Origin of the sequence: Pseudarthrobacter sp. NamB4, from assembly GCF_005796185.1 — a bacterium.
Lineage (GTDB): Bacteria > Actinomycetota > Actinomycetes > Actinomycetales > Micrococcaceae > Arthrobacter.
Window position 1 is genome coordinate 102093 of the sequence record NZ_VAHM01000009.1, and the last position, 22330, is coordinate 124422.

The 22330-nt window shown below is 65.4% G+C and carries 22 protein-coding genes and 1 pseudogene; 12 read left to right on the forward strand and 11 right to left on the reverse strand.

The genetic code is table 11. The features are described from left to right. Window positions 1-61: 61 nt before the first annotated feature. On the reverse strand, window positions 62-2191 hold the full coding sequence (locus FDW81_RS10515) for an acyl-CoA dehydrogenase (protein ID WP_138134136.1): 2130 nt from the start codon (window positions 2189-2191) through the stop codon (window positions 62-64). Window position 2192: 1 nt separating this feature from the next. Further along, window positions 2193-2915, reverse strand: a complete 723-nt coding sequence (locus FDW81_RS10520) for a TetR/AcrR family transcriptional regulator (protein ID WP_370278931.1) — start codon at window positions 2913-2915, stop codon at window positions 2193-2195. 61 nt (window positions 2916-2976) lie between these two features. Here FDW81_RS10520 and FDW81_RS10525 point away from each other — a divergent pair, with 61 nt between their 5' ends. Genes FDW81_RS10525 through FDW81_RS10535 form a run of 3 tightly spaced genes read left to right on the forward strand, consistent with a single transcriptional unit; the run spans window position 2977 to window position 6599 of the window. After that, a complete protein-coding gene (locus FDW81_RS10525) occupies window positions 2977-4338 on the forward strand; it encodes an acetyl-CoA C-acetyltransferase (RefSeq protein WP_171027169.1) in 1362 nt (453 codons plus the stop codon). Window positions 4339-4347: 9 nt separating this feature from the next. Beyond that, window positions 4348-5688, forward strand: coding sequence for a 3-oxoacyl-ACP reductase (locus FDW81_RS10530; RefSeq protein WP_138134138.1), 1341 nt, complete (start codon window positions 4348-4350; stop codon window positions 5686-5688). Continuing rightward, the gene (locus FDW81_RS10535) at window positions 5685-6599 is read left to right on the forward strand and encodes a MaoC/PaaZ C-terminal domain-containing protein (protein ID WP_138134140.1); all 915 of its coding nucleotides are present in this window, start codon (window positions 5685-5687) and stop codon (window positions 6597-6599) included. The genes FDW81_RS10530 and FDW81_RS10535 overlap by 4 nt, the downstream gene beginning before the upstream one ends. Here FDW81_RS10535 and FDW81_RS10540 read toward each other — a convergent pair. From FDW81_RS10540 to FDW81_RS10560, 5 genes are all read right to left on the reverse strand, one after another. Then, window positions 6596-7648 carry an aromatic acid exporter family protein gene (locus FDW81_RS10540; RefSeq protein WP_171027176.1) on the reverse strand — a complete coding sequence of 351 codons (1053 nt, stop codon included), beginning with the start codon at window positions 7646-7648 and terminating at the stop codon, window positions 6596-6598. The genes FDW81_RS10535 and FDW81_RS10540 overlap by 4 nt on opposite strands. A gap of 144 nt (window positions 7649-7792) precedes the next feature. After that, window positions 7793-8902, reverse strand: a complete 1110-nt coding sequence (locus FDW81_RS10545; RefSeq protein WP_138134142.1) for a serine hydrolase domain-containing protein — start codon at window positions 8900-8902, stop codon at window positions 7793-7795. A 28-nt stretch (window positions 8903-8930) separates the two neighbouring features. Continuing rightward, window positions 8931-10028 carry a glutathione S-transferase family protein gene (locus FDW81_RS10550; protein ID WP_138134143.1) on the reverse strand — a complete coding sequence of 366 codons (1098 nt, stop codon included), beginning with the start codon at window positions 10026-10028 and terminating at the stop codon, window positions 8931-8933. 9 nt (window positions 10029-10037) lie between these two features. After that, complete coding sequence (locus tag FDW81_RS10555) at window positions 10038-10778, reverse strand: M50 family metallopeptidase (protein ID WP_138134144.1); 741 nt, start codon at window positions 10776-10778, stop codon at window positions 10038-10040. Window positions 10779-10932: 154 nt separating this feature from the next. Continuing rightward, window positions 10933-11235 carry a DUF4193 domain-containing protein gene (locus FDW81_RS10560; protein ID WP_138134145.1) on the reverse strand — a complete coding sequence of 101 codons (303 nt, stop codon included), beginning with the start codon at window positions 11233-11235 and terminating at the stop codon, window positions 10933-10935. 203 nt (window positions 11236-11438) lie between these two features. On the opposite strand from FDW81_RS10560, the gene FDW81_RS10565 reads away from it, so the two are divergent. Continuing rightward, a complete protein-coding gene (locus FDW81_RS10565) occupies window positions 11439-12590 on the forward strand; it encodes a glycosyltransferase family 9 protein (protein WP_138134146.1) in 1152 nt (383 codons plus the stop codon). After that, window positions 12587-13558, forward strand: coding sequence for a glycosyltransferase family 9 protein (locus tag FDW81_RS10570; RefSeq protein ID WP_138134147.1), 972 nt, complete (start codon window positions 12587-12589; stop codon window positions 13556-13558). Before FDW81_RS10565 ends, FDW81_RS10570 begins: the two co-directional genes overlap by 4 nt. Window positions 13559-13883: 325 nt before the next feature. Here the strand turns inward: FDW81_RS10570 and FDW81_RS10580 are convergent, their stop codons facing one another. Beyond that, window positions 13884-14558, reverse strand: coding sequence for an SGNH/GDSL hydrolase family protein (locus FDW81_RS10580; protein ID WP_171027170.1), 675 nt, complete (start codon window positions 14556-14558; stop codon window positions 13884-13886). 343 nt (window positions 14559-14901) lie between these two features. On the opposite strand from FDW81_RS10580, the gene FDW81_RS10585 reads away from it, so the two are divergent. From FDW81_RS10585 to FDW81_RS10615, 6 genes are all read left to right on the forward strand, one after another. Continuing rightward, window positions 14902-15426: an HNH endonuclease family protein gene (locus FDW81_RS10585; RefSeq protein WP_370278940.1), complete on the forward strand. Its 525-nt coding sequence runs from the start codon at window positions 14902-14904 to the stop codon at window positions 15424-15426. Between the two features lie 614 nt (window positions 15427-16040). Next, window positions 16041-16286, forward strand: a complete 246-nt coding sequence (locus FDW81_RS10590) for a carboxymuconolactone decarboxylase family protein (protein ID WP_240720163.1) — start codon at window positions 16041-16043, stop codon at window positions 16284-16286. Between the two features lie 120 nt (window positions 16287-16406). Further along, window positions 16407-16625, forward strand: coding sequence for a hypothetical protein (locus FDW81_RS10595; RefSeq protein WP_138134151.1), 219 nt, complete (start codon window positions 16407-16409; stop codon window positions 16623-16625). 167 nt (window positions 16626-16792) lie between these two features. Next, window positions 16793-17077 carry a hypothetical protein gene (locus tag FDW81_RS10600; RefSeq protein ID WP_138134152.1) on the forward strand — a complete coding sequence of 95 codons (285 nt, stop codon included), beginning with the start codon at window positions 16793-16795 and terminating at the stop codon, window positions 17075-17077. Between the two features lie 571 nt (window positions 17078-17648). Further along, on the forward strand, window positions 17649-18773 hold the full coding sequence (locus FDW81_RS10610; RefSeq protein ID WP_138134154.1) for a serine hydrolase: 1125 nt from the start codon (window positions 17649-17651) through the stop codon (window positions 18771-18773). Between the two features lie 152 nt (window positions 18774-18925). Continuing rightward, a complete protein-coding gene (locus FDW81_RS10615; protein ID WP_138134155.1) occupies window positions 18926-19207 on the forward strand; it encodes a hypothetical protein in 282 nt (93 codons plus the stop codon). A gap of 57 nt (window positions 19208-19264) precedes the next feature. On the opposite strand, the pseudogene FDW81_RS10620 reads toward FDW81_RS10615, so the two are convergent. Together FDW81_RS10620 and FDW81_RS10630 are read right to left on the reverse strand one after the other, a co-directional pair. Further along, window positions 19265-19809, reverse strand: a pseudogene (locus tag FDW81_RS10620) (hypothetical protein). A gap of 614 nt (window positions 19810-20423) precedes the next feature. After that, on the reverse strand, window positions 20424-20960 hold the full coding sequence (locus FDW81_RS10630; protein ID WP_205754610.1) for a cupin domain-containing protein: 537 nt from the start codon (window positions 20958-20960) through the stop codon (window positions 20424-20426). 11 nt (window positions 20961-20971) lie between these two features. On the opposite strand from FDW81_RS10630, the gene FDW81_RS10635 reads away from it, so the two are divergent. Next, a complete protein-coding gene (locus tag FDW81_RS10635) occupies window positions 20972-21460 on the forward strand; it encodes a DUF4259 domain-containing protein (RefSeq protein ID WP_138134157.1) in 489 nt (162 codons plus the stop codon). 89 nt (window positions 21461-21549) lie between these two features. Here FDW81_RS10635 and FDW81_RS10640 read toward each other — a convergent pair whose 3' ends face one another. Then, the gene (locus FDW81_RS10640) at window positions 21550-22077 is read right to left on the reverse strand and encodes a cupin domain-containing protein (protein WP_171027171.1); all 528 of its coding nucleotides are present in this window, start codon (window positions 22075-22077) and stop codon (window positions 21550-21552) included. Between the last annotated feature and the right edge of the window lie 253 nt (window positions 22078-22330).

A 22330-nucleotide genomic window follows, 5' to 3' on the forward strand; every position in this document is an offset into this window, starting at 1 on the left:
CGACGGCGCCGCTTCCCTCGCGAGGGGAACGGCGCCGCCGTCGTTAAGGCAGTTGGGGACGTCAGCCGCGCTTGCCCGGCGCAGTCCTGGCCAGCAGGAACTTCTCCTCCACCGGAGCCGCCCCGCTGGCACGCTGGCTGCGGAAGTAGGCGCGCGCCTCGTCCTGCCGCTCCTTTTCTGCGCCGGTGGCGATCGCGGCCCGCACATGGTCCGGGCTGTAGCCGAAGGCCTCCACGAGGTCCAGCGCATGCGGACGGATCTTCACCAGCAGCCGGTTGATGTACTCGCCAACGGTGCGGGCCCGCTGCATGGAGAGCCGGCCGTTCATGAGGTACCAGGAGAGGTTCTTCTCGATCAGCGACAGGCCGAAAAGGTCCCGCAGCCAGGTGAGTACCGTCCTGGTGCCGGGGTCCCTAACGTCGCGGAGTGCCTCGGTGAAGGCCTCCCACTGCAGCAGCTCGGCGTGCGCCTGGGCGGCGTCAATGAGTTCGTTCTGGTGCCGGTTGAACAGGGCGGCCCCCTTTTCCTGGGAGAGGCGGTTGCTGCCCCTGAGCGAGCCTGCTGCTTCCGCCACCATCGTCTGCACCCGGTCGGTGAGGAGCGCGCGCTGGCCTTCCTCGTCACGCAGGGCAATGGCGGCCCTTTGGACCGATCCGGTGTCCGCCATGAACTGGGCCACCTGGCGGAGGCCGGTGCGGTGGATCGCGGCGCCGGTTGCCTGGCCCACCACGTAGCGGGCGAGCACTCCGAAGTCCACGTTCCGGAACTCCTTGGCGTAATCGGCAAGGAGGCGTTTGGCCACCAGTTGCAGCAGCACTGTGTTGTCGCCCTCGAACGTGGCATAGACGTCCAGGTCCGCCCGCAGGGACGCAAAGCGGTTCTCGATCAGGAACCCGGCGCCGCCGCAGGCCTCGCGGCATTCCTGCAGGGTGTCCAGCGCGTGCCAGGTGCTGAGGGGCTTGAGCGCGGCGGCGAGGGTTTCGAGGTCCTGGCGGTCCCCGTCGGTGTCGTGCGCTCCGGAGAAGACGTCGTCAAACTTCTGTAGCAGCTGTTCGTGCGCGAAACCGGCGGCGTAAGTAGTGGCCAGCCGGGTGAACAGGCGCCGCTGGTGCCGCTGGTAGTCAAGCAGGACTTCCTCTTCGGTGTGGGAGGAGGCGTTGAACTGGCGGCGCTCGGCGGCGTAGCGGATGGCGGCCTGCAGTGCCATCTTCGATGCAGCCACGGCGGCGCCGTCCAGTGACACCCGGCCCTGCACGAGGGTTCCGAGCATTGTGAAAAACCGACGGCCGGGGCTGGCGATGGGGGAGGTGTACGTTCCGTCCGGAGCCACATCACCGTAACGGTTCAGGAGGTTCGTGCGCGGAATGCGGACCTGGGTGAAGTGCAGGCGGCCGTTGTCGAGGCCGTTCAGTCCCCCCTTGATGCCGTCGTCCTCGCCCCCGATGCCCGGCAGGAACTCCTTCGTGGCCGGGTCCCGCAGGTCCACGTAAAAGGCGTGGACACCATGGTTGACCCCGCGTGTCACCAGCTGGGCGAACACCACCGCCCCGAGTCCGTCGATGGCGGCGTTGCCGATGTAGTCCTTCCAGGCCGCACGAAACGGGGTGTGCACCACGAATTCCTCCGTTTGGGGATCGTAGGTGGCCGTCGTGGCGATGCTTGCCACGTCGGAGCCATGTCCCGTTTCGGTCATGGCAAAACATCCCGGGATGTCCAGGTTCATGATGCCGGGGAGCCACTTGGCGTGGTGTACCGCGGTGCCCAGGTGCATGACCGCGGAACCGAAGAGGCCCCATTGCACCCCGGCTTTGATCTGGAGTGAGGGATCGGCCACCACGAGTTCCTCGAACCCGGCGATGTTTCCGCCATGGTCGTCGGAACCGCCCAGCGCTGCCGGGAAGGCACGGTGGACTGCCTCATTTTCCACAAGGTACTTCAGCTGGCCGAACACCCTGTTCCGGTGCTCACTGTGAGTCAGGCCTTCGACCTTGTGCAGCTCGGGACGTGCTGCCAGGTCACGGGCCTGGAGCCGGACCGCTGACCACTTGCCCAGCAGCTGCCGGCCCAATGCCTCGACGTCGACGGCGGGGTTGGGCCGGGTGGGCTCGGAGCGGGTGGGGCCGGTTGCGGGTTTGCCGGGGGCTGCGGCGCCCTGCCCCTTGCCGGCGGGGCGGTCCACTACTTCAGTCATGTCAATGTCCTTCGTTGGTGCTGACAGGTGGCTTGGTGGTGCTGGAAGGGCTCAATTCGGGGGCTATGCCGACGCACAGCCACGCTGTGATTTGGCGTGCCATCGCTTCCTGGCCGGGTTTGTCGGGGGAATCGGGGGTGCCAAGCCACTGTTCGCCGGCGTTGCGCACCAGGCCGATCGCGGCCTTGGGCCAGTAGCCGATGACAGCCTGTTTGCCGTCACCCAGGTGCATCCTCATAGGGGCGGCAATCATCTCCGCCACGGCATCGAAGAAATGGCCCAGCGCGCCTGAAACTGACGCCGATGGCGCCGCGCCCTCGGCGTCGCCGCTGCCGGAGCGGGTGACGAAGGTGTAGACGTTCGGGCTGGTGTCCGCCATCTGCAGGTAGGCCGAGACCATGGCCAGCAGCCCTTCGCGCGGCGTCTGTGCACTTTGTGCCGCTTCCTGGATCCGGCGCTGCATCTGGCTCAGGACCACTTCACCCACCGCCTGCTGGAGCCCGGCCTTGTCCCCGAAGTAGCGGTAAAACACGGATTTTGACGTTCCGGCGGCGGCTGCGATCTCCTCCATGGAGGCATCGCTGCCCAGGGCGTGGACCGCCCTGCGTGCGGACTTGATCAGCTCCCTCCGCCGCTCTTCCCTATGGCTTTGCCAACGCGAGGAGCGGCCGTCAGGGCTGGCGGCTGGCGAAGGCGCAGCTATGTCGGGCGGGGGGAGGTTCACGATACCCAGCGTATCAGGTACGCTGGGTATCGGTAACCACACGTAACCCGAGGAGTCAGCCATGTCCATTGAGGGACAGCCCACCGCCGGACCCGAAGAACAGGGCACCCGTCCTGCCAGCACCCCTTCCACGCGCAGGGCAGTCATCGTTGGGGGCAACCGGATCCCCTTCGCCCGCGCCGGCGGGGCCTACGCGAAGTCGTCCAACCTGGACATGCTGACCGCCGCGCTGGACGGGCTCATTGCCCGGTTCGGCCTGCAGGACGAGCGCATCGGGGAAGTGGCTGCCGGTGCGGTGCTGAAGCACTCCAGGGATTTCAACCTGACACGCGAGGCCGTGCTGGGTTCGGCGCTTTCTGCAGAGACTCCCGCCTATGACCTCCAGCAGGCGTGTGCCACCGGCCTTGAGACCGTGGTGGGGCTGGCCAACAAGATCAAGCTGGGGCAGATAGAGTCCGCAATCGCAGGCGGGGTCGATTCTGCTTCAGATGCCCCTGTGGTGGTCAGCGAAGGCCTGCGGGAAGTGATCCTCGACCTCAACCGCGCCAAGACCCTTCCGCAGCGGCTGCAGGTCCTCAGCCGCCTGCGGCCCAAGGACCTTGCCCCGCTGGCGCCCGGCACCGCCGAGCCCAGGACGGGCCTTTCCATGGGTGAGCACCAGGCCCTGACCACAGCGCAGTGGAAAATCTCGCGACAGGCCCAGGATGAACTGGCCTACAACAGCCACCGGAATTTGGCGTCCGCCTACGAATCGGGCTTCTTCGATGACCTCATCACCCCGTACAGGGGGCTGTCCCGGGACGGAAACCTCCGTCCCGACACCTCGCCGGAAAAACTGGCCGGCCTCAAGCCGGTGTTCGGCAGGAACCTCGGCGCTGATGCCACCATGACTGCCGGCAACTCGACGCCGCTGACCGACGGCGCCTCCACTGTCCTGTTGGCATCCGATGCCTGGGCGGATGCCCACGACCTGCCCAAGCTTGCGGCTGTGGTGGATGCCGAGGCAGCCGCTGTGGACTTCGTGCATGGCAAGGACGGACTGCTGATGGCTCCCGTGTTCGCCGTTCCTCGCCTGCTGGCCCGGCAGAACCTCACCCTTGCGGACATCGACTTCTTTGAGATCCACGAAGCCTTCGCTGCCACGGTCCTCAGCACTCTCGCCGCGTGGGAGGACGAGGAGTTCGGCCGCAGCCGCCTGGGTCTGGAGGGTGCCTTCGGTAAAGTCGACCCGGCGCGACTGAATGTCAACGGCTCATCGCTGGCTGCGGGCCATCCCTTCGCGGCCACCGGCGGCCGCATCGTTGCCTCGCTGGCCAAACAGCTTCATGCCAAGGGCAGCACCGATGGCCGGCCCGCCCGCGGACTGGTTTCCGTCTGCGCAGCTGGCGGCCAGGGCGTCGTCGCAATTCTCGAATCACTGTAGGGGACACGGATGGCAGACAAGTACGCACAACTGGTGAACCAAGGCCTTGGCCGCAACGTTGCAAAGAAACTGGGCCTTCCCCAGCCAGCGGTCCTGCGCCGGTACCAGCCCGGGGAACCGTTGATCACCGGACCCATACTGGTACAGGGAAGCACCGCGGGAGCAGATACCCTGGCCACCCAACTGCTCGCCTGGGACCTGGACGTCAGGCGGCACCCGGTGCCCCGCGAAAAACTCGGCGCCATCATCCTGGTGCTCGATGAGCTGGAGCGCCCCGAAGACCTGGAAGAGCCCGTCCTTGTGGTGGGGGCCTCCCTGCGCGACCTCGCCCGCGGCGGAAGAGTAATCACTGTGTCCCGTCCGGCCTCTGAAACGGATTCCCCGGCCGCGGCTGCTGCCCGGCAGGGTTTGGACGGGTTCCTGCGTTCACTGGCGAAAGAACTTCGCGCCGGTGCAACCGGAAACGGCGTCCTTTTGGCAGAAGGTGTCCAGATTGCCAGCCCCAGCGCACTGGCCGCCGTCCGGTTCTTCCTGTCCGGCCGCTCAGCCTTCGTTGATGGGCAGTTCCTGAAGATCTCCAGCCCATCGGGCGAGCTTCCCCGCGACCCCGAAAAACCCTTGGCCGGCAAAGCTGCGGTAGTGACCGGGGCTGCACGGGGCATTGGCGCTCACATCGCCCGGACGCTCCACCGCGACGGCGCCGCTGTAGTCCTGGTGGACCTCCCGGTCGCCGGCGAGCACCTGGCGGCGGTGGCCAACGAGGTGAAGGGCACCGCCCTCCAACTGGACATCACCAGAAAGGACGCCGGCCAGAGGATCCTTGAGCATGCAGTGCAGCGGCACGGGCGGCTGGACATTGTGGTCCACAACGCCGGCATCACCCGGGACAAACTGCTTGCGAACATGGACCAGTCGCGCTGGAGCGCTGTGATCGGCATCAACCTCGCAGCGCAGCTCCGGATCAATGAAGCACTCCTCGCTTCCGAGCACTTCCGGGGAGCACCGCGTATTGTTTCCGTTGCCTCCACCAGCGGCATCGCCGGCAACCGGGGGCAAACCAACTATGCGGCGTCCAAGGGGGGAGTGATGGGAATGGTCCGGGCCAGCGCACCGTTGCTCGCTGCTGTCGGCGGAACCATCAACGCCGTGGCGCCGGGCTTCATTGAGACGGAAATGACGGAGCGCATCCCGTTCGCACTGCGTGAGATCGCCCGCCGCGCCAATTCCCTCCAGCAGGGCGGCCGGCCCGCCGACGTCGCCGAAGCCATCGCTTTCCTGGCAAGCGATGCAGCCGCCGGCATCAACGGTGAGGTGCTGCGGGTCTGCGGACAGAACATGGTAGGCGCGTGACGCCGGCCCAGCCGGTGATCCTGGGGGAGATGCCGTCGCTGTCGAAGCTCTACGTGAACGCCGCTGCCCAGGCGGCCCGCCGGAGGCTGCTGGGTACAAATGATGGATCGGGCCTTCCTGCCGAGAGCCATGAAGTCCGCGGGGTCACCGTGGACGTCGCCACCCTGACCGCCTACCAGCATCTCATCGGCGAGACGGCCAGCGACGTGCTGCCTGCGGGGTTCATCCACGCGCAGGCCTTCCCCTTGGCCATGAGTGTGATGAACAGGGACGATTTCCCGCTGCCCCTGCTCGGCATGATCCATCTCCGCAACGCTGTTCAGCAGCTGGTCCCGGTCCTCTTCTCGGACACCCTTGATGTCACTGCCAGGGTGGAGAACCTTCGCGGGCACCGTGCGGGCAGCCAAGTGGATGTCGTGGCGGAGGTGCGGAAGGCGGGCTCGGCCGACATCTGCTGGCGCGGGGTATCCACATACCTCGCCAAGGGTGTTTTCCTGCCAGGCATCGACAAGCCATCCCCTGCCGCTGCCCGGGCCGAGTTCAAGGCGCCCCACCCTACTGCCCTCTGGCAGCTTGGGGTTGATACCGGCCGCGCCTACGCCGCAGTTTCCGGTGACTTCAACCCGATTCACCTCAGCGTGCTCTCCGCCAAGGCGCTGGGTATGCGCCGGTCCATAGCCCACGGCATGTACCTTGCCGCCAGGGCGCTCGCCGACGTCGGCTCCTCCCGTGATGACTCTTTCACCTGGGAGGTTGACTTCGACGCGCCGGTGTTCCTTCCCTGCAGGGTTGCCCTGGAGATCAACACGGTGCAGGACGAGGCCGGCGGCGGATGGAGGCGTTCCGATTTCGTCGCCTGGAACCCGAGGTCCGGCCGCCGCCACTTCAGCGGATCGGTCAGCGCACTTTAACTGGTTTCCCGGACAGCACGCAGGATCCTGTGGAGGCTCAGGAGGACGGATTCGGACGCCAGGACCATACCCTGGTCAGCCTGCCGCCCGGCGGTGGCGGCAACGCACGCCTCCACCGCCGCCTTGGCCGTTTCGAGCTGTCCCTCCTGTGCTTCCCGGTCAACATCGCGGAAGGAGCGTAAAAGGTCCCCTGTGGCAGTCAGTGCATCTGCCAGCGGTCCGCTTTCCGGATGCGGCACGCTGTACGGCAGGTCGCTGCCCCAGATGACGGCGGACAGCACATCAGTGATGTCCTGGATGTGGAAGGTGACACGCTCCAGCTCGCGCAGGTTCCGGTAGTCCCGGTCGATGTCGCGGGGATGCAGCTTTCGCCTGGGGTTCGCCCTGCGGCTGGCGTCGGCTTCCTTCACGAGGTGCCGGACTGCGCGGGCGGCTTCGGCAAGCTCATCGGAACGGCTGGTCCAGTCCTCGTGCTTCGGCGGCCACTCTTCCTTGAGCGCGGCCCCCATGTCTGTAAGCTGCGTGCCGAGGGCACGCCGCAGCTCATCCAGACTGGACGCTGCGGCGCTCAGGTGCAGCGGCGGAAAAACCAGGAAGTTCACGGCTATCCCAACGCCAACCCCGACGCCCATCTGCAGCAGGTAACCGAAGGAAAAGTCGTCAGGATTACTGCCGCCCACCAGCAAAACCAGCAGCGCCGCCGTCGGAATCCAATCGCTTCCTGAACCGATCCAGGGCAGGCCGCCGAGGAGCACCCCCAGGCCCATGAACACTGCCACGGCCAGGGGAGACGGGTCGGCGATGCTGACCAGTACGATGCCCAGGCCGATGCCCAGGGCGAGGCCGGCAAGGGCCTGCAAACCCTGGCGCATGGAGCCGGCAACATTGTGGTACATCGCCACCAGCGCGCCGAGGGGAGCGTAGTAGGGATAGTTGGCGGCGGCGCCCGGCATGAGCGGCGCGATGAAGAAAGCGAGGCCGGCAGCGAGCGCCGCCTTGGCCGCCAATTGGAGCCTCTGGGCGGCGAACGCTGACGAGAGTCCCGCCACCGCCTGGTTGATAAAACGGGTCCCCCTTGCCCACCGGATATTCGGACGTGCTGTAGTTTTACCCATCCGCCCCACGGTATGGGCCCGCCGGTGCATGCAACAACACTGCTGGTCAGGGCCTCGCCGCGGGCACTGGAAAGGCCTTCAGGACGCTCTAGCTGCCGAGCGGCGGACTTCGGCGGCAAGCCGGTGGGCCTTGCCGGGCGTGCGCCCGTCCTCCGCCCGCTGGGGGATGTAGCCAAACCCGAGGCCGTACACAGGGTCCGCGAAGCCCAGCGCGGCATTCGCGCCCTCGTGGCCGAACGCCCGGTGGCTGCCGAAGTTCCGTGACGGGTGCGGTTTCATGAAGACGACGGCGAACGCGTTGTCCAGCCCTGAGGAGCGGTCCAGGCCCCACACCTGTTCCCGGGACATCAGGTCAACGGTGGCAGGCTTGAGGAAGGGGGTTCCGCCCTCCGCTCCTGTGGTGCTTGCCGCGTAAAGGCGGGCCAGCCCGTCGGCTGTGCCCACGCCGCCTGCTGCCGACATCCCTGCTGCGCGGACGGCACGGATGTTGGGAAGTTCCATGATGGTGCTAACCGGGGCGTTGCTGTTCAGCCCTTCGAGGCTCAGGGGGTCCACCCAGGGCTGCTCCCGGATGCCCGCATAGATAACGTCCCGGTACCGGGCTTCCTCTTCCTCGGGCAACCCGAGGAAGAAGTCAACTCCGTACGGGGCACGGATCCGCCGTTCGTAGGCCTCCTGCAGCGTTTCGCCCGAGACGCGGCGGCACAGCTCCTCCATGATGATGCCGATGGTAAGCGCGTGGTAGCCGAACTGGCGGCCGGGCTGCCAGGCGGGGACCGCCGCGGCAAGCCGGGCCGCGGCGGCCGGGCTGGTGAATTCCTCCAGGCCGAAGCCGCCTTCGACGCCCATGACCCCGGCCTGGTGGGACAACGCCTGCCGGACCAGCAGCTGGTCCTTCCCGTGCACCCCGAACTCTGGCCAGTAATGCGCCACGGTCTGGTCGAGGTCCAGCAGACCGTCCTGCACCAGCAGCGCAACCACCATGGCGGCCACGCCCTTGGAGCAGGAGTAGGCGCCTGTCAGGCTGTCCGGTGCCATCTCCGGACCGCCTGACAGCCGCACCACCTGGACGCCATCCTGGTAGGCGGCCAGCTGTGCGCTGTACTGCCGGTCCTCCCGCAGGAATGATGTGAACAGATTCTGGACGTTCTCGTAGCCGGGCGCTACAAAGCCTTCGGGTGCACTCATACGGCCCAGTCTAGCCAGAAAGCGCTTACTATCCCTCGGCTTTGGCTCCGTGCCCTGGCGCCACTTCCTCGCCCTTCCGGACCGGACCCGGCGGTGTTCCGTCTCCAAAGGGCCGCCCCCCTAGAGATTCCCTGCCGTGGGGCTCCAGCCAGCCGCCGAGGTCCGGTCCGGCAGGGACGATCCCGGTGGGGTTGATGTCCTCGTGCACGATGTAGTAGTGCTGCTTGATCTGCACGAAGTCCGTGGTGTCTCCGAAGCCCGGAGTCTGGAACAGGTCCCGGGAATAACCCCACAGGGCGGGCATTTCCGAGAGCTTCTGGCGGTTGCACTTGAAGTGTCCGTGGTAAACCGCGTCGAAACGGACAAGCGTGGTGAACAGCCGCACGTCCGCTTCCGTGATGGTGTCACCCACCAGGTAGCGCTGGCCGGAAAGCCGCTCTTCAAGCCAGTCCATGGCGGCCCACAGCCGGAAGTAGGCGGCGTCGTAAGCCTCCTGGGAACCGGCAAAGCCGCAGCGGTACACCCCGTTGTTGACCTCGGTGAACACGCGTTTGTTGACCTTGTCTATCTCTTCCCGAAGGTTCTCCGGGTAGAGCTCCGGAGCCCCCGGGCGGTGGAACTCCTTCCACTCGCTGGAGAAGTCCAAAGTGATCTGTGGAAAGTTGTTCGTGACCACGGCACCGCTTGCAACGTCCACGATCGCCGGAACCGTGATGCCGCGCGGGTAATCCGGGAAGCGCCTGAAGTAGGCCTCCTGCAGGCGTTCGATGCCCAGCACCGGATCCACGCCGCCCAGATCAAGGTCAAAGGTCCAGGAGCGGGCGTCGTGCGTTGGTCCGGGCTGGCCCAGGGAGATGGCGTCCTCCAGACCCAGGAGGCGCCGGACTATGACGGTCCTGTTCGCCCAGGGGCAGGCGCGGGCGGCGATCAGCCGGTAGCGTCCCGGCTCCACCGGCCAGCCGGGCTCCCCATTTGGGCCGGGGGCGGCGTCCCTGGTGATGCGGTCCTCGATGTAGTTGGTGTCGCGGTTGAATTCCGCCCCTCCGGTGACGTAGGCGCCGCGGGTGCTGTGCTCTGTGCTCTTTCCCTCGGAGGTCTGCTTAATGCTGTCGGTGTCCTGGCTCATGGGACCAGCCTATGCGCCCCTGGACAGGACCGCTGAGATGGGTTGCCACGCCCAAAGCCAGGAGCCGGCGACCAGGGCGGCGAAGAGGACAATCCAGACTGCGGAGGGCACTGCTGTGGCCCGCCACAGCAGGTAGGCGTCCGAACCCGCCAGCCGTTCCCTCCGCCGGAGGTGCACATGCGCCAGCTTCATGAGGTCCCGCACGGCAGCTACCAGCAGGGCCAGGCCGAGGATGACGGCAACGTGGCCAAGGAAGGCCTCCGGTACCAGGAGCACCAGGAGCAGGGTGCAGGCAATTGCCGCGGATGTGATGAGAATGCCGGCGAGGTTTCGAAGAAACAGCAGCGATGCAGCGAGGGCAAGCGCGCCCCCGGCGATGGCTGCCGGCCCCCACCCGCTGAAGCCGCACCAGACAAAGGTGGCACCCACGATCGAAGGGACGGGGTAGCCCCAAAAGCAGGACCAGGCGGATGCCAGCCTGCTGTGGCTGTAGGTGGTGGTGGTGCCGGAATGGTCCAGCCGGAGCCGAATGCCGGAGAGCCGTTGACCGCTCAGCACTGCGGCCACGGCGTGCCCCATCTCATGCGTGGCAGTGGCCAGCAGGCCGAAATACCGCCAGGAACGGCGTGGCACGGACAGGCCGGCGGCGATCACCAGCGTCACTACCAGTTCCGTGAAGGTCACGCCGGGAGCGTCTGCCCGGGCGAAGGCGTCCGACAGTTTGTCCCACAGGTCCCCTGGCAGGGTCATCGTGCCCTCCTGCCGCGCCGGTCGTTATGTGCCATGGCCCCACGCTACCGGGGCCGGCCGGGTACAGGTTTAAAACCGAAAGGCACGCCCAAGGTCAGGCGCGCCTCTGGATCCACGGGACCGCGGATGTTTCCGCAGCCCCTTGACTGTTAATTTAGCCTTCGCACTCGATGCAGTAGCTGTGCCCATCCTTCTGGCGCGCAATCTGCGACCGGTGCCGGACCAGGAAACAGGAATAGCAGGTAAACTCATCCTCTGCCTGGGGAATGACCTGCACCACGAGCTCTTCGGCCACAAATTCGCCTCCGGGCACGCCGGCGCCGTCGAGCCCGTCCGCCTCATCCAGCTCAAGCACAACGCTGCGTGCGTCGGGAGCATTAGCAGACTGGAGCTGCTCGAGGGAGTTGTCCTGCGACTCCTTGACGTCGGAGCGCAGTTCATCGTAATCGGTTGCCACTTTAGGTGCTTCTCTTTTCTTTCGTTCGCCTGTCGCGTATGAAACGTACAGCATACTCCGGCTATTCCCCAATAGCCGGAGAGTATATTGGCCATCCCTTGGGTAAAGGTCCAAGGGAGGCAGCCTGCGGTTCTTCACCGCAGTGAGGCTGCATGGGCAGCTGAGGGCGCCGGAGACGGCGCCACTCGGCACTATTCGAAGGGATGCATGTGGAGCAGCTCACGGCAGAGTTCGGCGGTTCACGTCAGGTAGGTATTGGTGTTGGTCCTGTCCTGGAGAAGTTTCAGGAGGTATCGAGGATCGTCGTCCTGCGGGGCGGAGGCCTGGGAGACTTGATTTTCGCCATCCCCGCCATGGCCGCGCTGAAGGCTGCCTACCCGGGGGCGACTCTCACGTTGCTGGGCACTCCCGCCCATAAGGCACTTCTGGCCGCGACGGAGAGTCCCGTGGACGAGGTGTGCGTCCTGCCTTTTGCTGCAGGCGTCCGCCCCGGGGAGGAAGACGCTGCAGAACTTGACGCGTTCTTTGCGGACATGCGCGGGCGGCGCTTCGACCTGGCCGTCCAGGTCCATGGCGGGGGCCGGTACTCGAACCCTTTCCTTCTTCGCCTGGGGGCGCGCCACACTGTCGGGACCCGAACGGCGGACGCCGCGAGTCTGGAACGGACCGTTCCCTATATCTACTACCAGCATGAGCCGTTGAGGGCGCTGGAAGTTGCGGGGTTGGCCGGCGCCTTCCCTGTTGACCTGGAGGCCCGTCTGGCGCCTGCGGACGGCGTGGTTCCTCCCGCCGTCGTTATGGATGACGACGGCGGGCAGCCTTTGGTGGTGATGCATCCCGGCGCGACTGATCCCCGTCGTCGTTGGCCCGTGGAGCGCTTTGCTGAACTTGCCGCAGCCTGTGCAGCCGACGGCTTCCGTGTGGACGTGGTGGGGGACAGCAGCGAGCAGCAGCTCGCCGAGGAGATTGTCAGGCTGGCAGCTTCCAGCCACGTCCGCTCACTCGCCGGCAAATTGGACATGGGAGGGCTGGTGTCCCTTCTGGCGGTGGCTGCGGTGGTGGTGGGGAACGACAGCGGTCCCCGCCACCTGGCCCAGGCACTCGGTGTACCCACCGTGGGGATCTTCTGGGCAGGCAACGTGATTAACGCCGGGGCGTTGGGCAGGAGCCTGCACCGCATCCACGCTGCCTGGGTGACTGTGTGCCCCTCCTGCGGCATCGATGTGACACAGGTGGGCTGGACCGCGCCGCGGTGCGAGCATGACGACTCGGTGGTGGCCAGCGTGGGGGTCCAGGAGGTATACGAGGATGTCCGGAGCCTGGTGGCTACTGATACCGGGCGGCAGGACGCATGAGCGGCGGTAACACGCTCAACGCCCTTCAGCCGGCCACCCGGCAGGATGGTAAGCCCGAACTGCTCGTCCTCAGGGCACTGAAGCTCGGTGACCTGCTGGTGGCGGTCCCGGCGTTGAAGGCGCTTCGCCGGGCATATCCGGAGCACCGGCTGCGGTATGCCGCCCAGGGGTGGCTTTCGGAAGCGCTGGGGCTGGTGGGCGGATACGAACTTCTGCCTACCCACGGCCTGGACGAACCTTTGGCGATGGAAGCGGGAGTAGTGGACGTGGCGGTCAACCTCCACGGCAGTGGGCCGGAGAGCCAGGGCCGGATTGAAGCGCTGCAGGCGCGGCACACCATAGGACACCGGAGCAAATATCGGGACGGGCCGCCCTGGCGTGACGAACTGCATGAGCGTGAACGGTGGGTGCGCCTCCTTGAGTGGCATGGGATAGAGGCCGATCCGCTGGACGTGCAGCTGAACAAACCGCACGTCCCGAGTCCCGTTCCCGGCGCTGCCGTCCTCCACGTGGGGGCCGCGTACGGCAGCCGCCTTTGGCCCGCGGAACGTTTCGCTGCCGTTGCAGCCGCCCTGGACCAGGCCGGGCACCAGGTGGTTTTCACTGGCGGCGGCAGCGAACGCGACAGGGCCCTCGATGTCTCCCGACGCGCGGGGCTTGGCGACGGAGCGGTGCTCGCCGGGAGGCTGGGCCTGGGGGAGTTCGCTGCCACCATCGCGGGCGCACGCCTTGTAGTCTCCGCCGATACCGGGGCTGCCCATCTGGCGTCCGCATACGGGACGCCGTCGGTGGTGCTGTTCGGGCCGGCCCCGCCCGAGATCTGGGGTCCGCCGCCAGGACCGCATATTGTCCTCACGCGGGCGGAGTTGAGGCGGGGTGAAACATTCGCTGACCAGCCGGACCCGGCGCTGCTGGCTGTCAGCGTGCAGGACGTCCTGGCTGCGGTGCGGGACCTGAACGTCCTTTAGCGCTTCGGCCTGCACCCGAACAGGCGCTTGAGGGCTCCCCCGGGCGCCGGCGAAGTCCTAGAATTGGGTATGGGCGCTGACATGGTAATTGCCTTGGTGTTGATGACAGCGTTCCTCTGGGTAGGGGGAACATTCGCCATATTGTCCGCTATTGACCGTGCCGAGAGGAAGGCGCGGCGCAAGGAGCGGAGAGCTGGCCGGGAGAGCAAACGGCGGGTCCTTTACCGTCCGGTTGTCGAGGGCTCCCGACTTGAAGGCAAGGCAGGGCGCCATCAGCCACGGAAGCTCCGCCCGCACTGAAGCCGTTCCGCTGACGCTGGCCTTTTCAGCCTGATATCACGATCGACGTAGGCTCGGGCAGGTCCACGGCTGCCGTCTGCGCTGCCCCCGTAAAGCCTGCGATGGCGCGGGCAATTTTCTGCCCGCCCTGTGCCGAGGGTTCAATCGGGTTGGCGTAATCGCCGTCCTCGCTGCAGATCAGTCGCAGGTCAATCAGGCCGGCGCCACGGGAAAAGGCGGCCCTGGTGATTGCATCATTGAAGAGGCAAAGGGCAGCTTTGATGATTTTCTGGCCGGGCTGGGAAGGGGGAGTGTCATAGATGGTGCACACTGCGCTGGGGAGGCCTGTCGCCTTGACGGCGTCCAGCATCGCTTGGTAGTCCCCAGCGAACCTCTCCGCGGCTGCTCCGAGCACCGCCAGCGCCTCACCCACGGAGGATGTGCGCTGCTCGAGCAGGGGCGCATAACCCAAAGCGTCGTTGCCGCCGACGCTCACCACAACATGGGTCGCATCGCGCGGCAAGGAGGCGAGTTGGCGCAGGACACCTGGGGTAACGTCACCATCCACTGCCAGGAGAGTGCACCGCCAATCCGGCAGCTCGTCTCTGAGCTGGGCCACGACGTCGGGGCTGCCGCCAACGTAGGCGCCGTTGTCGAAGATGGAGTCGCCCAGCAGGACGACATGCCCATTGCCGGCTACCGCCGTCGAAAGTTCTTCCATCAGCACATACTGCACCCCTTTGCAGGCGGCTGCCAGTGCCCAGGTGTGACAGGCGCAATGCAAACGCCTGCCGCGGACGGGCAGGCTGTACCGATAGCGTGTTCAGGAACGCATTCCCCAACACCTGAAGGAAGATGACATCGGCAAGTCCACGGCCATCACGTCCGCCACCCTTCTTACGGGCTTCCTCCTGGCAGGCGCGCTGGCCGGCTGCGATACAGCTGAAAGGGCAGGGGGTGCGCTCGCGGAGGCCACGCGCGGCGGGCAAGGCACCGCCGTTGGAGCTTCAGCCTCACCCCTTGGGCCCTCCGAGGTCGCTGATACGCTCTCGCAGCTGGAAACACTGCCGGTTAAGGGCCGCGCCCCTAAAACCGGGTATGCCAGGGAAGAGTTCGGCCCGGCCTGGGCTGACGTCGACCGGAACGGCTGCGACACCCGCAACGACATCCTCGCCCGGGATCTGGAGGCCGAGACGTTCAAGCCAGGCACGCGGGACTGCGTTGTGGCTACGGGAGTCCTCGCTGACAAATACACCGCGATCACCATTGACTTCATCCGTGGCGGGAACACGAGCTCGGCAGTCCAGATCGACCATCTCGTTCCGCTCAGCGATGCATGGCAGAAGGGTGCCCGGCAGCTCAGCGACGACCAGCGCAAGCAGTTCGCCAACGACCCCCTGAACCTGATGGCGTCCGACGGTCCCACGAACGGGGCCAAGGGGGACAAGGATGCTGCCACATGGCTGCCTCCGAACAGGGCCTTCCGCTGTGAGTATGTTGCCCGCCAGACAGCAGTCAAGGTGAAGTATCGGCTCTGGGTTACCCAGGCCGAACACGATGCCATCGCCCGGACCTTGTCCTCCTGCTAATTCTGAAGATGCTGCATCCCTTCAGCACAGTGGTTGCAGCCGCCATGCCTGGTCCCGGCCCCTGACAGCCTGCCACGTTGGCGGAGGGACGAACGATATTGAAGACCAAATGCCGTGATTTTTAGGTTCTGTTTGGGTAATTTATAGATACTCGTGGTTGAGCAGTCAGCCGGCAAGGCACTCACAGAGAGTCTCCTGCACTTCAATGCTGACCGTTACCTGCCCGGGAACCGAGCGCTTCAGCGTTCCCGCCGCTGCAACTCCTTTAGTTCCTGCAGGCGCATCTCCCTCAGCGTGCCCTAGGGCACAATGCGCGCAAGAAGGGTAGAACACCAGTTCGAAGAGCACGCCGAAGTCCAGTGAAGCACGTGGATTAAGACCACCCGATGCCCCAATGACGTGGCATCGGGTGAAGGCGGCCCAGGCAGGGCGGGCCGCCGCCGTGGGCCGGTGCCACCGTTGGGGGACCGGCCCACGGTTTGCAAGTAGGGGGTATGGGCCCTTTCGAACAGGGTGGCGAGGCCCATCCTTAAACTATGTGGTCGGCCACGGCAGGCCGGTGGCCGCCAGAACCCCGGCGTTCCCTCGGCCACGTTCCCAGCCACACGAAGGCAATGAGCCTGAACCCCGAGGCCTTCCTCGCGTGGGAATCGCTCACCAAGGCGATCAGCAGCTCGCTCGGGCTGCGCCGCTACGAACTGGTCACCCTTGCTGCGGCCCAGGCCATCGGCTCGACACATTGCCGGCTGGCCCACGGGAAAAAGATGCTCGAGGTTATCGGCGAAGAGCAACTGCACGCGATCGCCAGGGATTTCCATCATGCCGGCTTCGGAGGCGGAGGTGGCGATCATGGACTATAGACAGCCAGTCACGCTCGGGGACTGCGATCTGCAGCAGCCCCTCCGGATCCGCGGCGTCTTCGATTGGATGCAGCATCTGACGCACACTGCTCCCATTCAGAAGACACAACACTCGGCCCCATGTCGTCCGGCAGGGTCTTCAGGTCCTTCCACCACTTGTCGGCCGTGCCGGTGTCCGAGCTGCTCCGGCTATGGCACGTGCTGGGGGGTGCCCCCGTGGTGACGCCGGTGATGCAAGAGCTCCTCAAGCTGGTCGACGTAGAACTTACACGCCGCTCATCACTGCCCGGCGGCATCATCCCGGCAACAGCAGAAGACCACCGCCCAGAGGCGGGCTAGAACCACCTGCTGCCCCGAGGATGTGGCAGCAGGTGATGGCGGCCCCGAGCAGGGAGGGCCGCAGCCGTGGGCCGGTGCCACCATTGGGGGACCGGCCCACGGTCTTTACGGAAAGACACGCCCGCCGGCTCAACAACTCTGTCGGTGCACGGGAGCACCATGGAGGCATGACGGCTCCAACGGTGGAGTCGGCGATCCACGAACTGATGGATCTCGCCTGGAGTGTTGTCTATGACCTGCTCGAGGAGCGGGGCCTGCTCGGTGACGGGCTGGAGGTGGGGGAGTACACCGGGATCCAGTCCTGGGTGGACGGGCCAACCCGGTACACCGTCGTCCATTCCAGTGAGGTCGCCGTCCTGTTCGTGGACACCCGGCCGGTGGATGCCATCGTCTTCCACCACGACATTCTCGGCGCGGACGACCCGGCCACATTCTTCACCATCCTTGGCTGAGCACGGCTCCTGCTGGTCCTCGGCGCGGTCGAGCATCAGCAAGTGCTGGTTTCGCCGCGGCTAGACGAGAGCCATCATTGAATTGCCGGGATGGCTGCTGCGGCGATTGGAGAAGGCCATGCGCAAGGCACTGATGTGCAAGCTGAACATTCACCACGCTTGGCATGTCGAACACTCCGAAGATGGCAGCCTCTACAGCCGCTGCCGGCGGTGCGGCAAGGACGCTGCTTACCGCGGCGGTGGGCGTCGCGGCGGCGAGTTCAGTAGATGGCTGGGGCTCAGTGGATTGCTGGGGCCGACCCGAGGAGGCCCGTTCGGCTAGAGGACGTCCCGGCCAGCTCGTGCTCGCTGGATAGGCAGCCGAAGGCCCTGTAGAGAGGCTGAATCGGCGGTAGCCAAGAGCATCGCGATAGCGTTACCTGAGTTCCGATGTTTGGGCTGATACCGGATGCTCCTCTGCCCATGCCACGACGATCGTTGACATGTCCATAAATTCGCCACCACAACTCCAAGTGGTCCCGGCATCTGACGGCTTGGGGCCGCCCGGAAAATCCATAGGTCCGGTTCCGTGATGAACAAGCACGCTGCAGTACTAGCCATTGCTCTTGTGCTGTCCGGCTGCACGTTCGGTACCCCTGACGACGTAGCCACTACCCGGGCTGTGAAGCTTGCCGTTGAGCTGGAAGCTTTTGCCGGCAACGCGTCCGCCCATGGGGCGCCTGCTGTTGTCTTCCATGTGCGTGATGGAGACCAGGAGGAGCTAGGGGCCACCGGAGTGAAGGACCTGGAGTCCAGCACGAAGGCGGTTCCTACGGACAAAGCGTGGATCATCGGGGCAGGGACGCCGATGGTGGCCGTGTCTGTGATGAAGTTGGCGGAGGCCGCCACCGTGCGCCTGGACGATCCTGTCTCCGCTCATCTGCCTGAGTTCACAGCCATCTTTCCGGCTTGGGCCCGGGTCACGATCAGGGACTTGTTGGGCAGTACGTCCGGCTTGCCCGACTACTTTCCACCCCTGATTGAGTCCAGGAGCCTGGACGAGCTCCAAACCCGCACGTTGACCTTCGAGGAACGGCTTCGAATCGCCGCGGGGGTGGACCTGCCACCGGGGCCGGTGGCCTACTTTGCATGGTCGGCGACGGATTGGGAAGTGCTGGGCTGGTTGCTGGAGCGCAAGCACAACCGCGGACTCGCCGAGATTCTTACCAGGGACGTGTTCGAGCCGGCAGGGATGAACAATACCCACTTGGCGGCGGCAGGGCAGCCGCCCGAGCCCATGCTGCATGGGTACGTGCTGGAGGACGGTAACAGGCGCGACTTCACCCGGGTTGACGCGGTGGCCGGATCGGCTGATTCCGGGGTCATTTCAACGGTCGAGGACCTCAGCGGATTTTTGGCGGCGCTCACCACGGGGCGGCTTGTCCGCGAGGAAACGTGGAAGAGCATGATTGAGGCCGAGCCGTTCTCTTTGGGTGGCATCCGCCCAAGCGACGACGTCTGCCCGGGCATACGCCACGTCATTGTTTCCGGGGGCGGAGGGCCCTACAGTGTCCAGTCCGTTTCCTCGTTGGACGGGCAACAGCAGGTGACGGTGGCAACGGTGCTTCCGCCCCGGGAATTGAACGTCACAGACGCGCCTCCGCTCGTCCCCGAGATGGAAGACGCAATCCTGCAGACAGCCAGAAGGATGTGCTAGCTAGAACACTACAAACGTTAGGGCCATTCAAGGGACTGGAAGAGGGGTATCACCTCCTGTCGGCCCTACTCAGGAGCTGTAAGGATTCTGCAAGACCTGACTCGCCCGGGAGCCTCCCCGATCCTGTCTTACCTCGGGGGCACCATGGGAGTATGACGGCTCCAACGGTGGAGGCGGCGATCCATGAACTGATGGATCTCGCCTGGAATGTTGTCTACGACCTGCTCGAGCAGCGGGGCCTGCTCGGTGACGGGCTGGAGGTGGGGGAGTACACCGGGATCCATTCCTGGGTGGAAGGCCTCACCCGGTACACCGTGGTCCACTCCCGGGAAGTAGCGGTCCTGTTCGTGGACACACGGCCGGTGGACGCGATCGCCTTCCATCACGACCTGCTGGGCGCCGACGACCCGAAGGCCTTCTTCACGCTTCCTTGACACACGAGAAGGAGCCGTACGCCGGATCAGCAGGGTGCGGCGCCTTCTCGGATTCCGTCACCAGTAGTGGGCTACGTCCACGATCAGTCGGGAGCCGGACCCTGCCCCGTCCAGGATGAAGACCCTGAAGGGCAGGCGGGCGCGGACGCCCAGGCCGATGCTGGTGGAACCCTCGAAGCTTCCGGCGTAGGCCACTTGCCGGAAGGTTTGGTAGCCGGCCACGTTGGACAGCTCAGCCTTCGCGGCGGGGTTGTAGGTGACGTTGCCGTTTGGTCGTAGGAGGGTGCGTTCACGACGACCTGCAGGCGCGCTTTGCCGTAGACAGGGATCTTGAAGCCGGTGCCGTCCTGGATGATCTCCGGGACATACCGGACGGTGTAGCCCTTCACAGGGCCGTTGAGGTCGACCACCATCCGGTCAAAGCAGGGTTGCTGCCCGGTCCGGACGTTGGTGACAGAGGCGGTGCTCATCCCAGGCGCGGTCTTGTCCTGAGATCCCCATGCGAGCCCGCAATAGGATGCTGCCGAGGCTGGCCCCGGAGCCACGATGCCCAGCCCAACGGCCGCCAGAAGCGCCGTGAGCCAGAGAAGGAGTTTCTTCATTGGTGCCATCCAAGGGGGAGTGGTGCGGTTGGACAGCTCAAGATTTGGGATCGCGGACACAGGAAACGAGGGTTGTTGCCGCTTCGGGGCGGAACCGTAAAGAACACCGCATCCGGGTCACGCACCAGTAAAACCGGGGGCTTCTCCAGGCCCTGTTTAATCGTTTCGGTACCGTTTTTGAATCCGGCCGTTATGGGCGATAACAGGCCCTGGGGGCCGTGGCGTTTCCGCTACCAGGGCCCGGCTGCTTCTCCCAGGACTTATCCCTCAGGGGTCAGCTTTCGTGGCGGCTGACGGCAAGGACAGCGAGGTCGCGGATCAGCCGCTGCACCTCGTGTTCCCTGCCAGAAGACCGCGGAGCGGTCGGTACCGGCCGCAGCCAAATCAGGCGATTCTTCGGCGGAGCAGGAATCGGCGCCCCCTTGCGTGCTTCATCTGCCAACGATGTGCTGCTCATGACGATACGTCCCCCTGACGTGGTCATTCCAAGTGTCTGCAAGCCACTCTAGGAAGCCAAAGGGACAAAGCGGAAGCCGCTCGTCCGTCTTTGGGGAACTATTGTGCCGATCTTGAGTTTTCGCTCCGCAGGCTCTCATCCCAGGTTGGGAGGGGCTTCAGCGCTCAGGAAGGGCCGGCGAGGTGTTGAGCGCGGTGCCGCCGCTAGAACACCAGACCGTGGCGCTCGACCAGCGGCATGGTTGCATCGAAGTCCACCTCGGCGCCGTACTCGGCCGCGAGGGCGGGAAGGGTTTCCGGGGAGTACTCGCCGCCAGGCTCGGTAAGTCGACGGAACAGTGATTCGATCCGCCCGGAACGATGATCTCAAGAAAGCGGAGTTCGTCTTCGCCGGCATTCCAGAAGGTGTGCCAGCGCCCAAGCGGTTTGGCTACCAGGTCGCCCGGCCCTGCAGTGACCTCGATGCCCTCCTCGATCACGCCCAGTGTGCCGGCCAGCACGAACGAGTATTCGTCTTCCCGGCTGTGGCGGTGCATTGGCGCGGCCAGCATCTTTGGTCCGAGCACGTGTTCGACCAGTGCAACCCTGCCGGAGGAAGCTTCGCTCTCAAGAAGGTACCTGTCCAGGAACCCTGGCTCACCAGTGGCCTCACCTTCACCTGCGCGGACGATATGAGGGCCGGACGGCGTATCCATACCGTCATCGTATGACCGTGCATTCCGTGCGGGTACTCAAGAATTGGGCCGGATCTGCGATATTGGTGCCAGCACGCAAGCAACAATCGCAAGGACCGATGATGGGCGCATGGGGCTTTCTGCCATTTGAGAATGACGACGCGCTGGACTGGCTGGACGAACTTGAAGGCGGCGGTGCCGACGTCGTGCGCGGGGCGCTGGCCAAGGTGAACGGCGGCTACGTCGAGGCGCCGGAAGGCAGCATTGCTGTAGCGGCCGCCGACATCACCGCAGCGTGCCAGGGCAATCCGTCCGGCGACCTGCCGGAGAACGTCGCCGACTGGGTGACCGCCCACGGGGCCGAGATCACCGCCGAAGACGTGGAACTCGCCCTGGAGGCTGTCGGGCGGGTGGCGGGGGAGAAGTCCGAGCTGGCCGAGCTGTGGGACGACGCCGACGAACCCGAATGGCGCGAATCCCTCGAAGACCTCGCGGAACGGCTGCGCGCGGCGCTGCGGTAGCGAGAATTGGGCGGTGAAAAACCCTCAGTGTCGTGGCCAGGTAGTTCGGTTAGCCGATGCCGTCCGGAATCTTGAGGGTGCACCGCCAGCTACACCATTCGCATCGGCCCGAAACGTGCCTGCAGTTCGGGCACCCAAGCCTGGTCCAGGACGAGACCGTACCGAGTGCAGAGCGCGACGACATCTTCATCGGTGGTAGGACCGGGATCCTGGAGCAGCGCAGCGATCTGTTCGAAAAGCCGCTCGAAGCCGCCTGGGGAGATGGTCTCCACGATAAGTGCGGGCTCCGGGCCAGGGTTCCAGAAGGTGTGCAGGACGTGACGCGGCTTCCAAACGTACGTGCCTGCTGGCGCCTCGATTTCCGTGTCGCCGACCCGCGCCCATATGGTGCCGCTGACTACATAGGAGAGCTCGTCCTCGTGTTGGTGAATGTGGGGTTCAACGAGGACTCCCGGCTCGATCGGGTGCTCCACGACTGCGAAACTACCTCCGGTCTGTTCGCTGTAGATCTTGAATCGAACGCCCAGACCACCGAGGTCGACCAACCGGCCGTGGTCAGTGCCCAGGAAGTACTCATCGTCCCTGCCGGATTGGGGGACCCCGCTTGTGGCTTCCATGAGGACCATATTCCGCCTGCACGTACCCCCAAGATAGGGTGGAAAACCCCCTTTCCGTGAACGTCGGCGGTTGAGCTGAAGGTCATGGCCAGCCCAGGGTTTGTCGCTCGCCAAGCGACTCGAGCCGGGTATGACCATCCATGTCTGGCTAGTGTAAACATATGGACCTCTCCTCTGAGTTTCCGCCGGCGTGCTGCTCCGGACGGTGCAGACATCGGATGCCGCGGCATTGACAGCGGCCTTCCTAAGAAAT